This is a genomic window from Corallococcus silvisoli (assembly GCF_009909145.1).
GTDB lineage: Bacteria > Myxococcota > Myxococcia > Myxococcales > Myxococcaceae > Corallococcus > Corallococcus silvisoli.
The window spans coordinates 313,313-331,336 of the sequence record NZ_JAAAPJ010000003.1 but is presented as its reverse complement, the minus strand read 5'-3'; the positions used below and the strand labels follow the sequence as shown (position 1 = coordinate 331,336).

The following is an 18,024-nucleotide window of genomic DNA, read 5'->3' as shown; positions in this document are numbered from 1 at the left end:
AAGTCACTCGTCCGCGACGCGTGAGTCGATGGTGAGCCGGTAGTGCTCGGAGAGGTTGGTGAGCTGCGTGCGCCCTGCCCAGCGCGGCTCGCCATCGTAGCGCACCGTCACCCATTCCCTGCCGTTCTTCGACAGGGTCCGCTGTCCCGGCCCATCCTCCAACGTCCAGCCAGCGGGCAGGGCGGCGCGCACGGCGTCGGCCGGCCAGTAGACGAGCTCCACGTCCCGGAGCACCCAGGCGGCCTGGAACTGGGCGGGCAGGCGGGGGTCGCGCTCCTCCTGGAGCGTGGCGCCGTCCCAACCCAGCGTGAAGACGCGGTGGTTCATGGCCAGGCCCACGAGCCGCAGCGCCTCCGCGTCCACCTCCATCAGCGCCTCCAGGGAGCGGGGGCCGCCCGGGTCCGCGTCGTGGGCGAACGTCAGGCGCTGGGTCAGGCTGACCGCCGCGCCCAGGGCCGCGGGCGGCAGGCGCAGCTCCGGCAGCGGCTCGCCGGGGGCGGCGGGCCTCGGCCGGGGCGTGGTGGTGCACGCGGCGAGGCCCGCGAGGAGCAGGGCGGGAATCAGGCCGCGCACAGGGCCTCGAGGACGCTCAGGCGCCGCTTGCTCTCCGCGACGTAGGGGTTGGTCGTGTCCCACGCGTACCCGGCCAGGATGGCGGAGATCATCCGCCGCACGTCCGGAGACGGGTTCGGGTGGAAGATGACCTGCTGGAAGCCGCCCGCGTACCAGGACTCCACGAAGGTGCGGAAGGTGTCCACGCCCGCCTTGAGCGGCCGCGCGTACTCCTTCTCCCAGTCCACCGGCTCCCCCGCGAAGGCGCGCTGGATGCAGGCCGCCGCGAGGCTCGCGGACTTGAAGGCGATGGTGACGCCCGAGGAGAACACGGGGTCCAGGAACTCGCCCGCGTTGCCCAGGAGCGCGAAGCCCGGGCCCCACAGCGACTTCACGTTGGCCGCGTAGCCGGTGAGCTTGCGCGCGGGCGTATCCCAGACGGCGTCCTTGAGCAGGTCGGCCAGGGACGGCGTCTCCTTGACGATGGCCTGGAGCCGCTCCGTGTCTGTGCCGGTGAACTGGTCCAGGAACTCCGTCTTCGCGACCACGCCCAGCGAGCAGCGGCCGTTGGAGAAGGGGATGGTCCAGTACCAGACGTGCACGTGCTCCGGGTGCACCGTCACGCGGATCTTGTTCCGGTCGAAGGAGCCGGGCGGCGTGCGGTCCTCGACGTGCGTGAAGATGGCGCCGCGCTTGGGGAAGTTCGACGGCGTCTCCAGGTCCAGGAGGCGCGGCAGCACGCGGCCGAAGCCGCTCGCGTCCAGGAGGAAGCGCGCGCGCACGCGGTACGTCTCCCCTTCGGGGGAGCGCGCCGTCACCTCCGGCTGCTCGCCGGAGACGTCCACGGAGAGCACCTCGTGGCGGTAGCGCACCGCGGCGCCCTGGCGCTCGGCGGCCTTGGCGAGCACGTGGTCGAAGTGGGCGCGCTGCACCTGGAAGGTGGTGCCCCAGCCGGCGCTGAACTTGTCGCGGAAGTCGAAGTCCGTGTAGCGCTCGCCGCGCACGAAGGCCGCGCCGTTCTTGTACTGGAAGCCCGCCTCCACCACGTCCTGGAGCATGCCGGCTTCCTCGATGTAGGCCATGCTCTGCGGCAGCAGGCTCTCGCCGATGGAGAAGCGCGGGAACTGTTCGCGCTCCAGGACGAGGACGTCACGGCCCTGCTTGCGCAGCAGGCCCGCCGCGACGGAGCCCGCCGGGCCCGCGCCGATGATGAGGATGTCCGCCGATTCCGTTTTCAATGTGTGGCTTTCCCGTCAGGAGGTCTGAAGCAGGGGGTGATGATCCAGATGGTGACCTCGCCCAGGAGCATGGCGAGGCCGAAGGAGCGCAGGGCGGGCGTGGCCGACAGGCCCAGCAGGCCGAAGGACAGGAGCGTGCTCACCCCGGCCAGGGCCACCGCGAGCCACGCGGAGCCGTCACCCGGGTGCTCCAGGAGGAAGATGCCGTAGTCCACGCCCATGCCCAGCAGCAGCACGAGCCCCAGCACGGTGAAGAGCTGCAGCGGCGCGCCCGCCCACCCGAAGGTGGCGAGCGTCAGCAGCGTGCCCAGCACGGAGGGGATCCACGCGCGCCACGCCTCGCGCCCGAAGCGGGCCACCAGCGTGAGCAGCACCGCGACATACCCCGCCACGATGAGCCACCCCATGATGAGGCGATAGCGGCTGAGCAGGCCGGAGATCTCCGCCGTCTTGTCCACCCAGCGGATCCCCTCCAGCCCCCGAGCGGCCTCCGCCAGGCGGGGCAGCACCTTTGGATCATTGAGGCCCCGCAGCATGAGGACGCTGTACTGCTGCTTCCCCAGGTTCCCCAGCCACTGCTGCCGGATGGCGGCGGCGGCGGGGCCCGCGAGGAAGCGCGACGGGGTGAGCGGCTCCTCGGCGAACGCGGCGCGCGTCGGCGCCTCGCCGGTGGAGGCGCTGACGGCGGCCACGGCCTGCGCCTCCGCGCGGGCGCTCAGGGCCGCGTCCTCGCGCTGCTGGGCCTCGGAGGGGAGCCAGTCCGACACGGCGCGGTAGCCCGCGAACACCTTGTCCGCGATCAGTGTGTCCAGCTGCCGCTTCAGCGCGGCCTCGCGCGCGAGCACCTGCTCGTCGCTGTCGCCCTCCACGAGGTAGAACTGCGCCGGGCTGGGCAGGCCCAACAGCCGCCCCAGCTCCCGCTGATCCGCGATGAGGGGCGCGGGCGCGCCCTGCAGCTGGCGCAGGTCGTCCCGGGGCTCCAGCTTCCAGATGCCCACGGCGACGAGCACGGTGAGGATCGCGGCCGTCGCCCACCAGCCCCGGGTGGACGCGATGCGCGGCCAGCGGGTGATGGAGGCGGAGAAGCGCTGCGCGAAGGGGGTGATGGGCAGGGCGCCCGTGTCCATGGCGGGGAACCAGAACACCACCGTGAGGAACGCGGCGGTGAGGCCGGCGGCGGAGAACACCGCCATCTGCCGCAGGCCCGGGAAGGGCGCGACGCCCAGGGCCAGGTACGCCACCACGCTGGTGACGAGCGCGAGCACCATGCCCGGCAGCAGCGAGCGCATCACCGGGCCCCGCTCGGAGGGGGCCTTGCCCTGGCGCGCGGCGAAGTAGTGGAAGCCGTAGTCCTCCGCCACGCCCACCAGGCTGGAGCCGAACACCAGCGTGAGCAGGTGCACCCGGTCGAAGACGAGCGCGGTGACCGTGAGCGCCACCGCGCAGCCCAGGGTGAGCGACACGCCCACGAGCAGGATGGGCCGCAGCGAGCGGAAGGTGAGCCAGACGAGCAGCAGCACCGCCGCCAGCGACCCGAAGCCGATGGTGGACATCTCCCAGCTCGCCTGCGCGGCGGCGGCCTCCGCGTACAGCGGCACGCCCGCGGCCACGAGCCGCCCTCCGGGCACCGCGGCCTCCACCTGGGCCCGGGCCTTCTCCACCGCGGCGGTGACGCGCGAGCCGTCTCCCAGCGCGAAGGCGGACACCTTGCTCTTCCAGGTGAGGAGCACCCACTCGCGGCCCTCGCCGGACAGCCACAGCCGCCCGTCGCGAGGCCGGGCGGAGGTCTCCGCCGCGCGGGCCTGCCACCAGTCCGGCCACATGCCCAGCGGATCCGCGTTCCAGTCCGTCAGCTGCGCGCCCGCGGGCTGGTACAGCTTCATCAGCGCGGTGCCGCCCAGCTCCTCCGGGGTCGCGCGAGTGAGCCACTGGCGCTGCGCGGGCGTGAGCAGCCGGTCGCGGTAGGGGCGGTAGAAGTCCACCGCCTGTTCCAGCGCGGCGGTGCCCAGCACCGCGGGCTCCAGGTCGTCCGCGGACGCCTCGAGCACGCGCGTGGCCTCGTCCGCGGCGCGCTGCGCGGAGGGCCAGTCCTTCGCGCCCACCAGCAGCACCAATTGCCGGCCGGCCTCGTCCGCCAGCTTGCGCATGGCGGCGTCCACCTCCGGTGCCTGCTCGTCCTCCGGGAGGAGCGCGAGCACGTCGGTGTCCAGGTGGGCGTTGCGCCAGAAGTGCACCTGGTGCGCGCCCACGGCGAGCACCACCAGGGCCCAGAAGATGGCCAGCTTATTTGCCAAGGCGTTCGGTTTCCGTGGCGTCGGGGGGAGGCGTCCGCGCCAGCTGGTCGAAGACGATGACGCTCACGTCTCCGCGCGTTTCATCCAACCGCACCTGGCGCACGTAGCCGTCGCCCTCCAGGTGGATGTGCTTGAAGACGCGCGCGAGCCCCGCGTCCGTGGGCGTCAGCTCCAGCGTCCAGCCCGCGGCGCCCACCAGCTCCCCCTCCACCGTGAAGCGCTTCTGGAGGGCGGCCACGTCGCCCGCGAGCAGCGAGAAGAGCAGCTCGTTCACCGCCGCCAGCGCGGGCTCCTTCGCGGAGTCCAGGTGGTAGGCCGCGCCGCCCGTGCCCTGCTCGGCGCTCAGCGACTTGCGCGTGACCGTCAGCGTGGAGGCGAACGGCGTGCGCGTGTTCCACAACACGCCCTGGTCGCGGGCCAGGAGGAAGTCCCCCTTGGACACCAGCGGCTTCTTGAAGCCCGCCACGGTCTTCTTCTGTTCGAACTGCCCGCGGATGAGCGGCGCGTCCAGCAGCCGGGCGCGCACGTCCTTCACCAGGTCCGCGGCATGGGCGCTCACGGACAGGAGCGCGAAGGTGAGCACGAGCAGGGGTCTCATTCGGGCCACACTCCCAACTTCTTCCAGAGGATCTCCGGGCAGACGAACTGCATCTCACCCGTCTTGAGGGACACCGCCACTTGCAGCGTGTGGGCCTGGTTCACCTTGCGCCCGGTGTCCGCGTCGCGCAGCAGGTAGTCGAAGCGCAGCCGGTTCTCCCATTCGGTGATTTCGGCGCGCACGATGATGCGCTGCTTGTAGGAGATGGGCGCGACGTACTTGAGCTTCATCTCCACCACGGGCCAGCCGTAGCCGGACTCGCGCATCTGGGGCCAGTCGTAGTCGTGGCGCCGCAGCAGCACGGCGCGCGCCAGCTCCAGGTACTTCACGTAGTGGCCGTGCCAGACGATCTCCATCATGTCGAGGTCGTGGAACGGGGGATCGATTTCGAGCTCGCAGCTCAGGTCAGGCTTCATGCAGCCTCCACTCGCGGTGGCGGATGGCGGTGAGCAGGCCCTGGAGCTCCGTGTCCAGGGCCCGGTCCTCCACCAGCAGGGGGATGCGCGCCTCCAGGTCCGCGTGCATCGCGGCCAGCGCGGGGCCGGGCTTCGCGTCCGCGTCCAGGCGCTGGCGCAGGGTGACGCCCTGGCGCGCGGCGATGAGCATCGCCGCCGCCACCTGTTCGGTCAGCTCCAGGACGCGCAGGCAGTCGCGCGCGGCGATGGTGCCCATGCTCACCTTGTCCTGGTTGTGGCACTCCGTGGAGCGGGAGAAGACGGACGCGGGCATCGTCTGCTTGAGGGCCTCCGCGGTCCACGCGGAGACGCTGATCTGCGCCGCCTTGAGGCCGTGGTTGATGGCCGCGCGCGCGCCGGTGGAGGCGGAGAGGTTGGCGGGCAGGCCGTGGTTGAAGCGCGGATCCACCAGGAGCGCCAGCTGACGGTCCAGGAGGTCCGCCACGTTGGCCACCGCGGTCTTCAGCCCATCCATGGCGAAGGCGATGTGGCCGCCGTAGAAGTGGCCGCCGTGCAGCACCCGCTCGCCGTCCGGGTCGATGAGCGGGTTGTCGTTGGCGCTGTTCAGCTCGTTCTCGATGAGCGTGCGGAAGAACGGCAGCGCGTCCTCCAGCACGCCGATGACGTGCGGCGCGCACCGGAGCGAATAGCGGTCCTGGAGCCGCTGCTCGTTGCGCGGCGGCTTGTCCGACACCAGGTCCGCGCGCAGCCGCGCCGCCACGCGCTGCTGGCCCGCGTGCGGCTTGGCCGCGAAGAGCGTCTCGTCGTAGTGGTGCGCGTTGCCGGCGCTCGCCAGCACGTTGAAGGCGGTGAGCCGCGTGGCCAGCCGCGACAGGTACTCCGCGCGCTCCCACGCCAGGCACGCCAGGGCCGTCATCACGGCGGTGCCGTTCATGATGGCCAGCCCCTCCTTGGGCCGCAGCTGGAGGGGCGTGATGCCCAGCGCCGGGAGCACCGCCGCGGCGGGCTTGCGCTCGCCCTGGTGCCACACGTCGCGCTCGCCGCAGAGCACCGCCGCCACGTACGACAGGGGCGTGAGGTCGCCGGACGCGCCCACGGAGCCCTCCGCGGGGATCAGGGGCAGCACGTCGTGCTGGAGCAGCAGCTCCAGCTGGGTGAGCAGCGCCACGCCCACGCCGGAGAAGCCCTGCGCCAGCGAAGCGAGCCGCGTGGCCAGCACCGCGCGCGTCTCCTCGGGCGTGAGGAAGCGGCCCGCGCCGATGCCGTGGTACGTGTAGAGGTGGTGCGGCAGCTCCGCGACCAGCGCGGGCGGGATGGACACCGTCACGGAGTCGCCGTAGCCGGTGGTGACGCCGTAGATGACGCCGTCCTCCGCGAGCAGCCGGTCCAGGAACGCGGCGCCCCTGGCGATGCGCTGGCGGAAGCCGGGGTCGGTGCCCAACCGGGCCGGGCGCTCCCGCCGCGCGAGCGCGCCCACGTCCTCGAGCGTCAGCCGCCCGCCGTCGAAGCGCACCGGGGTGTCAGAAGGTAGGGGGCTTCGCGGAGACATTCACCTGATCCCAGAAGGGAAAGAAGTTGAACCAGTCATAGGGCGCGCGCTGGAGGAGCGCCGTCACCCGGCCCACGTAGTGGCGCGCGCAGTCGGTGAGGGCGGCCTCGCGCTGGCCCCGGGGCAGGGTGACGCGCTCGAACAGGCGCTCGAAGTGGATGGTGTAGCCGTCGCCTTCATGGATGCAGCCCAGCAGGTAGAGCGGACACTTGAGCAGCGCCGCCAGCACGTAGGGGCCCACCGGAAATGGCGCCGGGTGGCCCAGGAAGTCGACGCGCACGGTCTGGCTGGCATTCACGGGGATGCGATCTCCCGCGATGACCACGAACTCGCCGGCCTCCACGCGCTCGTTGAGCGCGACGGCGGTGGCGGGGCCCATGTCGGTGACCTCCATCAGCCGGAAGTCATTCTCCGGGTTGAGCCGCTTGAGCAGGCGGTTGAACTGCTCCGCGTGCAGCGTGTGCACCAGGATGTTGAGCTTCACCTCGCCCCGGCGCTCGGCCATGGTGCGGCACAGCTCCAGGCAGCCCATGTGCGCGGTGACGATGACGCCGCCCCGGCCCGCCTTCGCGGCCTGGTAGAACTCCTCGCGGCCCTCGGTGCGCACGCGCTCGAAATGGTAGCGCCCGCTCACCGCCAGCAGCTTGTCGAGCATGGTCTCCGCGAAGGCCAGCACGTGGCGCACGCTGTCGCGCCCGCGGGGCGGATGCCCCAGCGCGCCCGTGGCGGCCTGCATCCGCTCCAGGTACTGGCGCGACGCCTGCCGCAGCGAGGGCCGGCTCAGCCAGTGCACCAGCACCACCGGGTAGAGGCAGACGCGGAAGGGCCAGCGGCCCAGCAGCCGGTGGATCCAGTACAGCACCCAGATGCCGGCGACGAAGGTGGTCTCTCCCATCTCCGCCCAGTGGCGGGACTTCATCGCACCACCTTGCGCCACAGGAGCAGGGGCAGCCGGGGCAGCATCCCGAAGAAGAGCCGGGCGTGCATGCCGGAGATGCGCACGTTGTCCCAGAGCACGTCGAAATGGGAGATGCCGTCGGTGGGGTAGCGCACCCGGGTGGGCTGGTTGAGGATGCGCATGCCGCGCCAGAACAGGCGCACCAGCACCTCCACGTCGAAGTCCATCCGCTTGCCGATGCGCACCGAGTCGATGAGCGCCACGGTGGGGGCCAGCGGGTACACGCGGAAGCCGCACATGGAGTCGCGGATGGCGAACGACAGCGTGTTGATCCACACCCAGATGTGCGTGGCGTAGCGGCCGTACAGCCGGCCCTTGGGCACGGACTCGTCGTAGACGGGCGTGCCGCACACCAGCGTGTCGGGGCTCGCCTTCGCCAGCTCCAGGAAGCGCGGGATGTCGTTCGCGTCGTGCTGGCCGTCCGCGTCAATCTGGAGCGCGTGGCTGTAGCCCCGCGACCGGGCCGCGCGCAGGCCCGCCATCATCGCGCCGCCCTTGCCCTCGTTCTGGGGCAGGCGGACCACCTCCACGTGCGAGCTGTCCTCGCGCGCCAGGCCGTCCAGCACGGCCGCGCAGCCGGGCTCGCTGCCGTCGTCCACCAGCACGCACGGCAGCCCGTGGCTTCTCACGGCCTTCACCACCGCGCCCACGGCCTCGCCGTGGTTGTAGACCGGAATCACCGCGCAGACCTTCATCCCACCCCTCCACCCAGCACGATGCGGCCGCTGGCGTGCGCGCCCACGTCCGACGTCAACTTGAAGCCCAGCCGCCCGGACTCCGCCGCCCAGGTGAGCTCCAGCGTCAGGTGCGCGCCGGGCGGGATGACCTGCTGGAACTTCACCGTCTCCAGCCGTAGGAAGTCCGGCGGCAGCGCGAAGTGCTCGCGGCCCAGCAAGAGCGCCCACTCAATCTGGACGACGCCCGGCAGGATGGGCGAGCCCGGGAAGTGCCCGTCGAAGTACGGCGAGCTCGCGGGGACCTCCACCGCCAGGAGCACGCGCTCGGGGGAGCGCTCGCGCACGCGAAACGGGGGGCGCTTCGGATCGAAGAGGGCGGTGAGCGCCGCCTCGGTGGACTTGCCCTGGGAGTTGACCGGCATGGCCTCCAGATACCGGAACCGGCGCGGCAAGGCACTGGAGTCGAAGTGCGGGGCCAGCTTCTCGCGCAGCGCCTGGTTCAGGGAGCGCCTGCCCCCCGACTCCTGGAGCCGCCAGCCCTCCGCGTCCGGCACCCCCACCACCGCGAGCACCACCCGCTGGCCCTCCGAGAGCGGTAGCACCCGCGCCTCGCGTAGCAGCCCCCCGTCCACCAGCGTCCGCTCCATGGCGCTCAGCGAGACGCGCTTCTCCTCCAGCTTGAGCAGCCGGTCGCGGCGCCCCAGGAGCTGGAAGCCGCCGGGGACGGGCCGCGCGCGGTCCTCCGTCGTGAACCACGCGCCTTGGGGCAGGTCCAGGTGGGGCGAGCGGACGCACAGCGCCTCTTCGTCGGCGCGCACCTCCACGCCCGGCATCGTGCGCCACGAGGCGTCGTCATCCGTTTCGCGCCGGCGCCACGCGACGCCGCCCGTCTCCGAGCTGCCGTAGACCTCCACCGGCGCCCGGCCCAGCCGCTCGCGGCAGGCCTGGAGCGCCTCGAGGCTCAGCGGTCCTCCCGAGGAGAACAGCCCGCGCAGGTGGCCGCGCACGGGGGACCAGTCCATCGTGGACGGCAGGCGCTTGAGGTGCGCGGGGCTCGCCACCAGCAGCGCGGGGCCCGGCTGGAGCGCGGCCACGATGTCCTCGGGGTAGGGCAGCGCGTGCGCGTCGAAGACGCGGCCGGACGCCAGCGGCCACAGCACCCGGAACAGCAGGCCGTAGATGTGCTGGTGCGACACGGTGGAGAGCACGGGCACGTCCCCCAGGTCCGCGTCGAACAGCGCGCCCAGCGTGGCCACCTCGCGGGACAGCTGTGACAGGCGCTTGGGGATGGCGGTGGGTTCGCCGCTGGAGCCCGACGTGTAGACGACCAGCGCGGCGAGGTCTGGCGACAGCCGCTGGAAGTCGCGGGGGCCGGACTTCGCGGGCGACAGCGGCGTCAGGCCCGGAGGGGCCCTGACGGCGAAGGCGTCCACGTGGGGGCGCAGCGCCTCCAGCGTGGCGGGGCGCGCGTCCGCGGGGAGGTAGACGCAGGCGCCCGCGTGCCAGGCCCCCAGGAGCGCGCTCGCGAAGTCGAAGGTGTCGTCCGTGAAGAGCGCGAAGCGCTTGCCGCCGTGGGCTTCGAAGGCCGCGCGCCAGCCGGCGACCCGCGACTGGAGCGCGCCCAGGTCCAGCACCGCTCCCTCCCGCCGCGCCACGGGGTGCCCGGACGGGCGGCCGTGGACGAGGAGCTCCTCGAGCGCGAGCGGCTCAACCATGGGCGTGCCGTGCGCGCACCCGCTGCCGCACCACCCACTCACCCGCGAACAGCAGGCCCATGAGTCCGTAGGCGATGAGGCCATTGTAGAGCGCCCAGGTCGCGTCGCTCGCCCACAGCGCGGTGATGAGCGCGAGCGCGCCGTTGAGGACGAAGAAGCCGCACCACACCTGCGTCACCCGGCGCGTGTACACCACGCCCGACGGGGGCAGGTCCTTCTCCCGCAGGCGCGCCAGCCGCTCGATCACGCTGGGGGGGTACGCGAGGCTGGTGGCGAAGACGGTGAGCAGCACCGCGTTCACCAGCACCGGGTAGAGCTTCAGGGGCAGCGCGTGGTTGCCCAGCATGCTGGAGCCCGCGAGCACCAGGGCGCCCACCGCGGCCGCGAGCCACATCTTCTCCCGCGTGGCCACCGCGCGCACCACCGCCATGGCCGCCAGGGGCAGCGCCATCCAGCGGGGCTCGAAGTGGCCCAGGCCCAGATAGACGAGCGGCGGGTAGGCGAGGCTCACGAGCCCCAACAGCACCGGGCGCAGACGCTTCACGCGGCGGCGGAGTCGCTGCCGAGCAGCCCGTGCAGCGCGTCCACCACGTCCTGCAGCGTGCGCACGGAGCGGAAGACCTCCGGCGGAACGCGCTGGCCCGCCACCGGCTTCAGGCGCACCAGCAGGTCGATGGCGTCAATGCTGTCGATGTCCAGGTCGTCGTGCAGCCGCGCCTCCGGGATGATGCGCGACGGCTCGATGTCGAAGGTTTCCTGGAGGATGGCGCTCAGGCGCTCGAACAACTCGTCCTTGGTCATGGGGTGACTCCTCGCTCTGGTTTTGGGGGGCTCAGGATCGCGTGCGGTGGGTGCTGACGAAATCCGCGAGCGCCCGCACACTGGCGAAGTGACGGCGGTTCTCCTTGGAGTCGCTCGCCAGCACGACGCCATAGGACTTCTGCAGCGCCAGGCCGAGCTCCAGGGCGTCGATGGAATCCAGCCCCAGTCCCTCGACGAACAGCGGCGCGGCCGGATCGATGTCCTCCGGCGTGAGGTCTTCGAGGTTCAGCGTCTCGATGACCAGTCGCTTGATTTCGTGCTCAAGCTCCAACATGACCCTGGCTCTCCCGGGAGAAGTGATCGTGCAGACGGGTGGTGAGCTGGCGCGCGGCCTTCGCCGCGTCGCCCGCGTCCGCGTCCTTGGACGAGACGGGGATGTCGTCCTCCACGCGGATGATGTAGTGCATGGCCCTCGCGGGCACCTTCCACCACGGCATGCCCTTGGTGAGGCCGCGGGGCTCGCAGAGGATGGTGACGGGCGTGATGTCGCAGGGGCCGCGCACCGCGATGTTGGCGGCGCCGCGCTGCAGCTGCATGGGCCCCTGGAGGGGCGTGCGCGAGCCCTCCGGGAAGATGATGAGGTTGTTGCCGGCCTTCACGGACGCGATGCAGTCCTGGATGAGCCCGGGCCCTGAGTCGTTGCACAGGTAGCGCGTCGCCCGGATGGGGCCGCGCGTGAACGGGTTGTTCGCCAGGCTCGCCTTCACCACGCAGTCCGCGTTGGGGACCAGCGAGATGAGGAACACCACGTCGATGAGCGACGGGTGGTTGGCCAGGATGAGCAGCCCGGAGCGCGACAGCTTCTCCACCCCCTCCACCTCGTAGCGCAGCACGCCCAGGAAGCGCATGTAGCCGATGAAGAAGCGGAAGGAGTGATGCACCGCCAGCCGCGCCAACCGCTGCTGCCGTGCCGGCTCGCGCACGAACAGCTGGAGCAACGGGAAGTAGATGAGCCGCAGGGCCAGCCCGCCCAACCCGAAGGTGGCGAACGACAACCCGGTGGCGAAGATGCGCCACGGTCGATCCAGCGCCTCAAGCATGGCGTTCCCACCGCCAGTGCCGGGCGCCCACCGCGTGCTCCCACCGCGAGGCGCCAGAGACGAGAAAGCGCAGGATGCGCAGGTCCGCTGGGAGTCCGGCCGGCTCCGGCTCCAGGGCCGCCGTATCCGAGGCCGGCCCGGCGGCGCAGCCCAGCCGGACGGTGTTCCCCTCCGTGCCGGCCGTCAGCAGACAGGCCCAGGCATGCGGGAAGGCCACGTCCTGGGAGAAGTGCTCCCAGGGGCTGGGCACGGGCTCGTCGTAGACGACGACCATCACCCGGGGGACGCCGTCCGCCAGCAGGCCGCACGCCTCCATGAAGGCGGCCTCCACCGTCTCCTCGCCCGCGGCGATGGCCCCGTAGGAGGCCGTGTCGCCCCGCGCGATGGAGTAGAGCGCGCCGATGGCGTTGTGCACCGACAGGCTGAAGGACGTGGGCGACAGGGGCTCCGAGCGGGCCAGCTGCGTGAGCAGCTCCACCGAGCGGCCCAGGTCCCCGTAGCGCGAGGCGAAGATCACCGGCGCGTCGGGCGCGTCCGCGTGGGCGCCATAGGCCGCCTGCAACGCGATGCGGCCCAGCCGGTCCACCCGGCGGCGCATCATCGAGGGCATCTCTGTCAGGGCGGGCGTGCCTTCGGCGGGCAGGGGGTGCGGCTTCGCGAGCCACGCTTCCCAGTCGGCAGGGTGAGCGAGGCCGGGGGCCCATGCGGCCCAGCGCTGAACGGAGAATCCCATCATCGTGACGGGGAGGCCCCAAGCGCTCCCAAAGGCAACCTTTACCAAAGCATCCAGAGGGTGACAATTGGGGGTCTCCCCCAGGCGGGCGGAACGCCAGCCGCCTGCCCGTCCCCCTGCACCCGCGCCACCGCAACGGGCTGTTATTCCTGATGAAACGCGCAAATCTTCCTCGGCTTTCAGGTTTTTGCGGGCTTGTCCAGGGGGACGTCAGGAGGGCGCTCCGTGGATCGGAGGATGCCCCTGCCAGGGATTCGGAGCGCGGGGTGGATTCAGGCCCGCGGGTGCGCGTCCCTGACGTCGCGAACGGCCTCGCTATTCACCCGACGTGCGTCATCGCGGTCCGGATGGATTCAGGAGCTCGCGGGTCTTCGCCGCGAGGGTGCGCGTCAGGGTTCGGCGGGGAAGAGGGCGCGCAGCTCCCGCAGCGTGCGGGGGCTGGCGCCACGGGGGCCGGTGACCCAGATGCGCTCGGGCTCCAGCGCCAGCTCGCGCCAGGACACCGCGCCGCCGTCGGGGAGCACCACCTCGCCGTCCAGGCGCACCACCGAGTGGCGCCGGGACACCGCCTCCAGGCCGAACAGCAGCCGCTCCACGTCGGACCAGCGCGCGGGGGTGAACAGGAGGTCCACGTCCGACAGGGGCCGCAGGAAGGACTCGCCCGAACGGTGCTGCCAGGCCAGTGACCCGAACACGCCCACCGTGAGGTCCAGCGCGGCGCCCAGGGCGACGACGTCGTCCAGCGCCGGGCGCCACGCCGCGGGCGCCGCTTCCAGCGCCTCTTGCAGCGTGGGGGGCGCCAGCCAGCGCTCCACGGCCTGCATCGCGACGTGCAGGGACAGGTGGCGGCGGTCTGGCAGCGTGAGGCTCAGCCGCACCTCGTCGTCCCGGTCCGGCACGTCCTGGCGGGCGACGGCGAAGGGCCGGCCCTGCTCACGCCACGCCGTCACCCGCGGGAGGACGTCAGGGCCTGGGGGCGAGCGCAGGTGCTCCTCCCAACCGGGGCCCAGGAATACCCAGTCGTGCCGCACCGGACGTTCACCGTCCATGGGCAGCGGTCTCCTCGGGCCGAGTGGGATGCGGGCCTCCTTCCGCGGCACGGGACGGGGCAACCCCCGGGATTCGCGGCTGCGGAAGGGGAACGGACAACTTCATCCGCTGATTCATTACCCGGATTCATGCCGCCGGTGGGGCCGAACCTGCACGGCCGGGCGCGGTAGCCCCCGCTCTGACGCCACTCCCCGGAATTCGGGGTGGGAGTCCCGCGCACGCGGGGGCTTCAGCGCCAGGGTTAGCGGGGTTTCTGGAGGATGGGGGTGGCGGTGCTCACGTGCTGCCGGCGCATGTCGATGAGGATGTCGTAGTTGCGCGCGTCCGGGGCCACGGGGCCGGCGGCGAAGCGGTAGAGGCCGCTGACGTCCCGCTCCCGGGGGAAGCGCTCCTTGACGAGCGCCTTGAGCATCTCCTTGGCCACCCACTCGGCGTCCACGGACACGGAGCCGAACTCGTCCAGGTAGTGGAACGGCGCGGAGGAGTCCGCCTGCTTCGCGGTGAGCACGAAGACGCGCGGCTTGCGATCCGGGACGACCAGGCTCGCGCCCTGCTCCATCAGCGCCAGCTCCCGGCCCTGGGGCAGGGCGAACAGCTCCAGGGACTGCTCGTGCGCGAGGAAGGCGCTGAAGGCCACGAACCCGGTGAGCAGCCCCGTGGCGATGCGCGGCCCGAACCGGGGCCAGATGGTGCCCACGTTCACCAGCGACGCGGCGAAGAAGACGGCCCACACCCCGGTGAGCGCGTTGAGCGTGCGGTAGGTGGGCCAGCGCTCCCCGGCGAGGAAGCTCACCGAGTACGCCGCCCCCGACAGCGTCACCAGGGCCAGCATCCAACGCCCCACGCCCGTCAGCCCGGAGCGGCGCCCCTCCACCGCGACGCCCACGCCCAGCAGCGTCAGCGTCAGCACCACCATGGCCCAATAGCCGTCCATGTCGCCGACCGGCGCCTCGTTGAGCGCGGACAGGGCGAGCGCGTTGGGGAACACGTGCGTGAGCGCCCAGATGGTCTTGTCCACCCAGTGCTTCTCGAAGGCGAGCCGGGGCGAGGGCGGGAAGACCCCTGATTTGAACAACACCTGGGTGACGAGGTACGCGAGCGCCAGCCCCGCGCCCATGATGAGCAGGTGCTTCGTCATCCACCGCGCGGTGTGCCGCAGCGACACGTCCCGGCGCACCACCAGCGACGCCGCCAGCAGCACCGCGGAGAACAGCCCGCTCACCTGGTAGATGAGCGTCGCGGTGGCCATGGCCCCCACCGCGGCCAGCGCGTGCGGCCAGCGGAGGCGACCTTCCTCTCCCGGGGCTCCGATGGCGCGCCGGGCGAACGCGAACGCCCCCAGCCCCAGCATCAGCGCCACCGCCTGGGGCCAGCAGATGCCCCAGTTGGCGATGACCTGCGCGGAGGGCGTCAGCGTGAGGAACCCCGCCAGGAGCGCGGCGGAGCCGGGCCGCCAGCCCTCCCTTCGCAGCAGCAGGAACACCGCCGCCGCGAGCACGCCCAGCCCGGCCACGCCCATCAGGCGCAGCCCCATCAGCCCGTCGATGCCGCCGGCCGCCTTCGCGGACGCCTCCAGCATCCAGCCGTAGAGCGGGCGGCCCTGGGAGGCGCAGACGCGGAGGATCTTGCCCGGCTCCTCACGCGCCTCGCGCAGGATGGCGTAGTCGTCGCGCAGGCCGTAGCGGTGGATGACCGCGTTCCAATAGATGAGCCAGGGGAGCAGGAGCAGCAGGGCCACGGTGCCGGGAACCACCAGCGCGCGAGGCGTGGGACGCGTCATCAACGAGAAGGCCATTGCGGTTGACGCAGCGTAGCAGATGCCACCCCGCGACTCCTGGAGGAACCGAGACACGGCAGGGTTCCAGTCACGGTGAGAAGTGCGGTGCTCCAAGCACTGGAGCGTCTTCTCCGAACTCCGGGCCCCGGGGCTCGCGGACGACGGTGAGCACGGGCCTGGCATCCGTCAAGGAGGGGGTGAAGAGCGAGGGCTGCTCGGGGTCCGCGAACACCGTGGCGAAGTCCTCCGCGGTGAGGCCACGCGCGAGCCGGGCCGCGAAGGAGTCCTTGAGCAGGCGGACGTAGTACTCGGCATCGTAGTCGCGCGGGTCGTCGCCCGCGGGCTCGCCCGGCGCGGGGCGCGGGCCGGGCTCTCCGTCCTCGGTGTCGTGTTCCGGAAGCAGGCCCGCCCGGCCGCCCGAGGCGCGGTAGATGCGCACGCGCTCGCCCAGGGACCAGTGTTCGCGGCCGTTGGTGAGCAGCGCCTCGTAGGGCAGCTCCCGGCGCTGCTTGCGCGTGGCCAGGTACTGCGCGGGGGACTTGGTCAGCCGCACCTGGGCGGTCACCTCGTAGGTGGGCACCCGCCGCTTGCGCAGCGCCATCACCGCGTCCACGTAGGTGTCGCGCACGGCGCGCACGTCCCCGGACAGCAGGTGCTGGAGGGCGCGGCGCAGGAAGTCCTCGCCGAAGGGCTCCGCGCGGCTGGAGCGGAACGCCACCCCGCGCAGCAGCAGGGGCCCGGCGTAGGGCCGCAGCGCGTAGTTCTTGGGTTCGTGCGACAGCATCGCGGCGTAGCGCCCGTCGAACTCCAGGCGCACGCGCGGCGGCAGCAGGGCCGCGACCTCCGACACCACGCGGCGCTCGTCGACCTCCGTCCAGGTCTCCGGCACCGCGAAGTAGACGCCGTCCGTGTCGGCCTCCAGCAGCGTCACCCCGCGCTTCGCCAGCTCGCGGCACAAGAGGCCCAGCACCTCGCGCCCGCGCCGCGTCACCTCGTTGGCGGCGTGCACGTCCGAGAAGCGCGTGAGCCCCATGGCGCCCATGTAGCCGTAGGCGGAGTTGACGATGAGCTTCATCGCCGCGGACAGCGCCTCGTTCGTGTGGCGCTCCGGGGAGCCCGGAGGGGCCTTCTTCGCCTTCGCCTTGGCGTCCAGGCGCTGGTCCACGAGCCGGTCTACCAGCGACAGCAGCACGTTGAGCCGGTCGCGCTTCGGACCGATGCGGTACTGGCGCATCAGGGACGGGTACAGGCTGGCCACGTCCGCCTTCACCACGTGGCGCGCGACCCCGCAGGCGAAGAGGTGCAGCGCCGCGCCGCTGTGGGACGTGCCGTCGCCGGACTCATGGGCGGGGAGCGCCGCGCCGGAGCGCAGGTAGGCGCGCACCAGCAGCGGATCCAACACGCCCGTCGCCGGGCCCGCGTCCGCCAGCCGTTCGTATCGCCGGGGGGCCATGCGCGCGAGCGCGAACACCGCGCCGCCGAGCAGGTGCGCGAGCCCCGCGGCCTCCGTCACGTCCTCGCGCGCGTAGCGGCGCACCCGCTCTGGATCCCTGCCGAAGACTTCGTGCACGCGCGCGCCGGGGATGAGCTCGCGGTCGGGGCCCGACAGGCCCAGGTGCCGGGCCACCGCCTTGAGGCCGTGGCCGGGCAGGTCGCGGGCGGAGAAGTCGTGGCGGCGCACGGCGTCCAGCGTGTCGATGAACTCACGGCCGGGGACGGTGTAGCGCGCGCGGCGCATGGCGTCCGCCTCGCGGCCTCCAGGACCCCGGTTCAGCGCGGCGCCTCGGGCGGAGGGCCGGTGCCGCAGCCCTGGCAGGCCCGCGCGACCCAGCGCCAGCGACACGTTCAACCGCTTCGCGCGCTGGTCCAGGAAGGGCAGGTCGAAGCCGTGCAGGTTGTGGTTCTCCACCACGTCGGGGTCCGCCTCGCGGATGCGCGCGACCAGCCGACGCAGCAGGTCCGCCTCGCCCGCGTCACCGTCCGCCGTCACCTCCAGCGTCTCCGCGCGCCCTTCGGGGTCCCGCAGCGCGACCAGGAAGATGCGGTCCTTCGACGGGTCCAGGCCGGTGGTCTCCAGGTCGAACTGGAGCCGGCGCAGGTCGTCGAAGCCCATGCCTCGGAAGTACGTGCGCCCGGTGGCCACCAGGTATTGCTCCTCCGGGGGCAGCACCAGCACCGCGCCCGGGCCCAGGTCGCGCAGGTGGCCCACGCGCTGGTCCAGCCGCCTGGACGCGCCCTTCAGCACCGCGGACGCCAGCGCGCGGCCATCCTCCGCGCTCACCACGAACCGCAGCGCCCCGGGCCCCTCCAGCTCCCGGTACGTCACCGCGCCCGCCACGGGGGGCGTGCCCTCGCGCCGCAGCGCCGGGCCCAGGTGCTCCAGGTCCTGGAGCGACGCGAGCAGCACCCAGGGCCGGTACCTCGCGTCCTCGCGCTGCCGCGCGTGCGTGCCCGGCTGCTGCTTCCAGATGAAGGCGCGGCCATCCGGCTCCGCCCACACGGACACGATGCCCGGCGTGGGGTCCCACCCCCACAACCACTCGTCCTCCAGCGGATGGGGCGGGATGGCCATGGGGGAGAGGAGGTCGGGGAGGGGATGCGGCGG

At 72.3% G+C, this 18,024-nt stretch carries 17 protein-coding genes; all 17 read right to left on the bottom strand.

Annotated elements, in window-relative coordinates; genetic code table 11:
- Positions 1-3 precede the first annotated feature (3 nt).
- The 17 genes from GTY96_RS07810 to GTY96_RS07730 all read right to left on the bottom strand — a co-directional run bounded on the left by GTY96_RS07810 (position 4) and on the right by GTY96_RS07730 (position 17,991).
- Complete coding sequence (locus tag GTY96_RS07810) at positions 4-573, bottom strand: DUF3261 domain-containing protein (protein ID WP_143899467.1); 570 nt, start codon at positions 571-573, stop codon at positions 4-6.
- Complete coding sequence (locus GTY96_RS07805; protein WP_161664339.1) at positions 561-1,790, bottom strand: NAD(P)/FAD-dependent oxidoreductase; 1,230 nt, start codon at positions 1,788-1,790, stop codon at positions 561-563. The genes GTY96_RS07810 and GTY96_RS07805 overlap by 13 nt, the downstream gene beginning before the upstream one ends.
- The gene (locus GTY96_RS07800) at positions 1,787-4,084 is read right to left on the bottom strand and encodes an MMPL family transporter (protein ID WP_161664338.1); all 2,298 of its coding nucleotides are present in this window, start codon (positions 4,082-4,084) and stop codon (positions 1,787-1,789) included. The genes GTY96_RS07805 and GTY96_RS07800 overlap by 4 nt, the downstream gene beginning before the upstream one ends.
- On the bottom strand, positions 4,074-4,682 hold the full coding sequence (locus GTY96_RS07795; protein WP_143899464.1) for a LolA family protein: 609 nt from the start codon (positions 4,680-4,682) through the stop codon (positions 4,074-4,076). The genes GTY96_RS07800 and GTY96_RS07795 overlap by 11 nt, the downstream gene beginning before the upstream one ends.
- Positions 4,679-5,098, bottom strand: coding sequence for an acyl-CoA thioesterase (locus GTY96_RS07790; RefSeq protein ID WP_143899463.1), 420 nt, complete (start codon positions 5,096-5,098; stop codon positions 4,679-4,681). The genes GTY96_RS07795 and GTY96_RS07790 overlap by 4 nt, the downstream gene beginning before the upstream one ends.
- Positions 5,088-6,647, bottom strand: coding sequence for an HAL/PAL/TAL family ammonia-lyase (locus GTY96_RS07785; RefSeq protein ID WP_143899462.1), 1,560 nt, complete (start codon positions 6,645-6,647; stop codon positions 5,088-5,090). Before GTY96_RS07785 ends, GTY96_RS07790 begins: the two co-directional genes overlap by 11 nt.
- Complete coding sequence (locus GTY96_RS07780; protein ID WP_161664337.1) at positions 6,619-7,566, bottom strand: LpxL/LpxP family acyltransferase; 948 nt, start codon at positions 7,564-7,566, stop codon at positions 6,619-6,621. The genes GTY96_RS07785 and GTY96_RS07780 overlap by 29 nt, the downstream gene beginning before the upstream one ends.
- A complete protein-coding gene (locus tag GTY96_RS07775) occupies positions 7,563-8,300 on the bottom strand; it encodes a glycosyltransferase family 2 protein (RefSeq protein WP_161664336.1) in 738 nt (245 codons plus the stop codon). Before GTY96_RS07775 ends, GTY96_RS07780 begins: the two co-directional genes overlap by 4 nt.
- Positions 8,297-9,997: an AMP-binding protein gene (locus tag GTY96_RS07770; protein ID WP_161664335.1), complete on the bottom strand. Its 1,701-nt coding sequence runs from the start codon at positions 9,995-9,997 to the stop codon at positions 8,297-8,299. Before GTY96_RS07770 ends, GTY96_RS07775 begins: the two co-directional genes overlap by 4 nt.
- On the bottom strand, positions 9,990-10,541 hold the full coding sequence (locus GTY96_RS07765) for a COG4648 family protein (protein WP_161664334.1): 552 nt from the start codon (positions 10,539-10,541) through the stop codon (positions 9,990-9,992). The genes GTY96_RS07770 and GTY96_RS07765 overlap by 8 nt, the downstream gene beginning before the upstream one ends.
- On the bottom strand, positions 10,538-10,798 hold the full coding sequence (locus GTY96_RS07760) for an acyl carrier protein (protein ID WP_143899457.1): 261 nt from the start codon (positions 10,796-10,798) through the stop codon (positions 10,538-10,540). The genes GTY96_RS07765 and GTY96_RS07760 overlap by 4 nt, the downstream gene beginning before the upstream one ends.
- 31 nt (positions 10,799-10,829) lie before the next feature.
- On the bottom strand, positions 10,830-11,093 hold the full coding sequence (locus tag GTY96_RS07755) for a phosphopantetheine-binding protein (RefSeq protein WP_143899456.1): 264 nt from the start codon (positions 11,091-11,093) through the stop codon (positions 10,830-10,832).
- Positions 11,080-11,859, bottom strand: coding sequence for a lysophospholipid acyltransferase family protein (locus tag GTY96_RS07750; RefSeq protein WP_143899455.1), 780 nt, complete (start codon positions 11,857-11,859; stop codon positions 11,080-11,082). The genes GTY96_RS07755 and GTY96_RS07750 overlap by 14 nt, the downstream gene beginning before the upstream one ends.
- On the bottom strand, positions 11,852-12,592 hold the full coding sequence (locus GTY96_RS07745; RefSeq protein WP_201755941.1) for a beta-ketoacyl synthase chain length factor: 741 nt from the start codon (positions 12,590-12,592) through the stop codon (positions 11,852-11,854). Before GTY96_RS07745 ends, GTY96_RS07750 begins: the two co-directional genes overlap by 8 nt.
- A 389-nt stretch (positions 12,593-12,981) precedes the next feature.
- Positions 12,982-13,641, bottom strand: coding sequence for a malonate decarboxylase holo-[acyl-carrier-protein] synthase (mdcG, locus tag GTY96_RS07740; protein WP_161664332.1), 660 nt, complete (start codon positions 13,639-13,641; stop codon positions 12,982-12,984).
- Between the two features lie 242 nt (positions 13,642-13,883).
- Complete coding sequence (locus GTY96_RS07735; protein ID WP_235685443.1) at positions 13,884-15,422, bottom strand: hypothetical protein; 1,539 nt, start codon at positions 15,420-15,422, stop codon at positions 13,884-13,886.
- Positions 15,423-15,507: 85 nt separating this feature from the next.
- Positions 15,508-17,991, bottom strand: coding sequence for a DNA polymerase domain-containing protein (locus GTY96_RS07730; protein ID WP_143899451.1), 2,484 nt, complete (start codon positions 17,989-17,991; stop codon positions 15,508-15,510).
- Positions 17,992-18,024 lie beyond the last annotated feature (33 nt).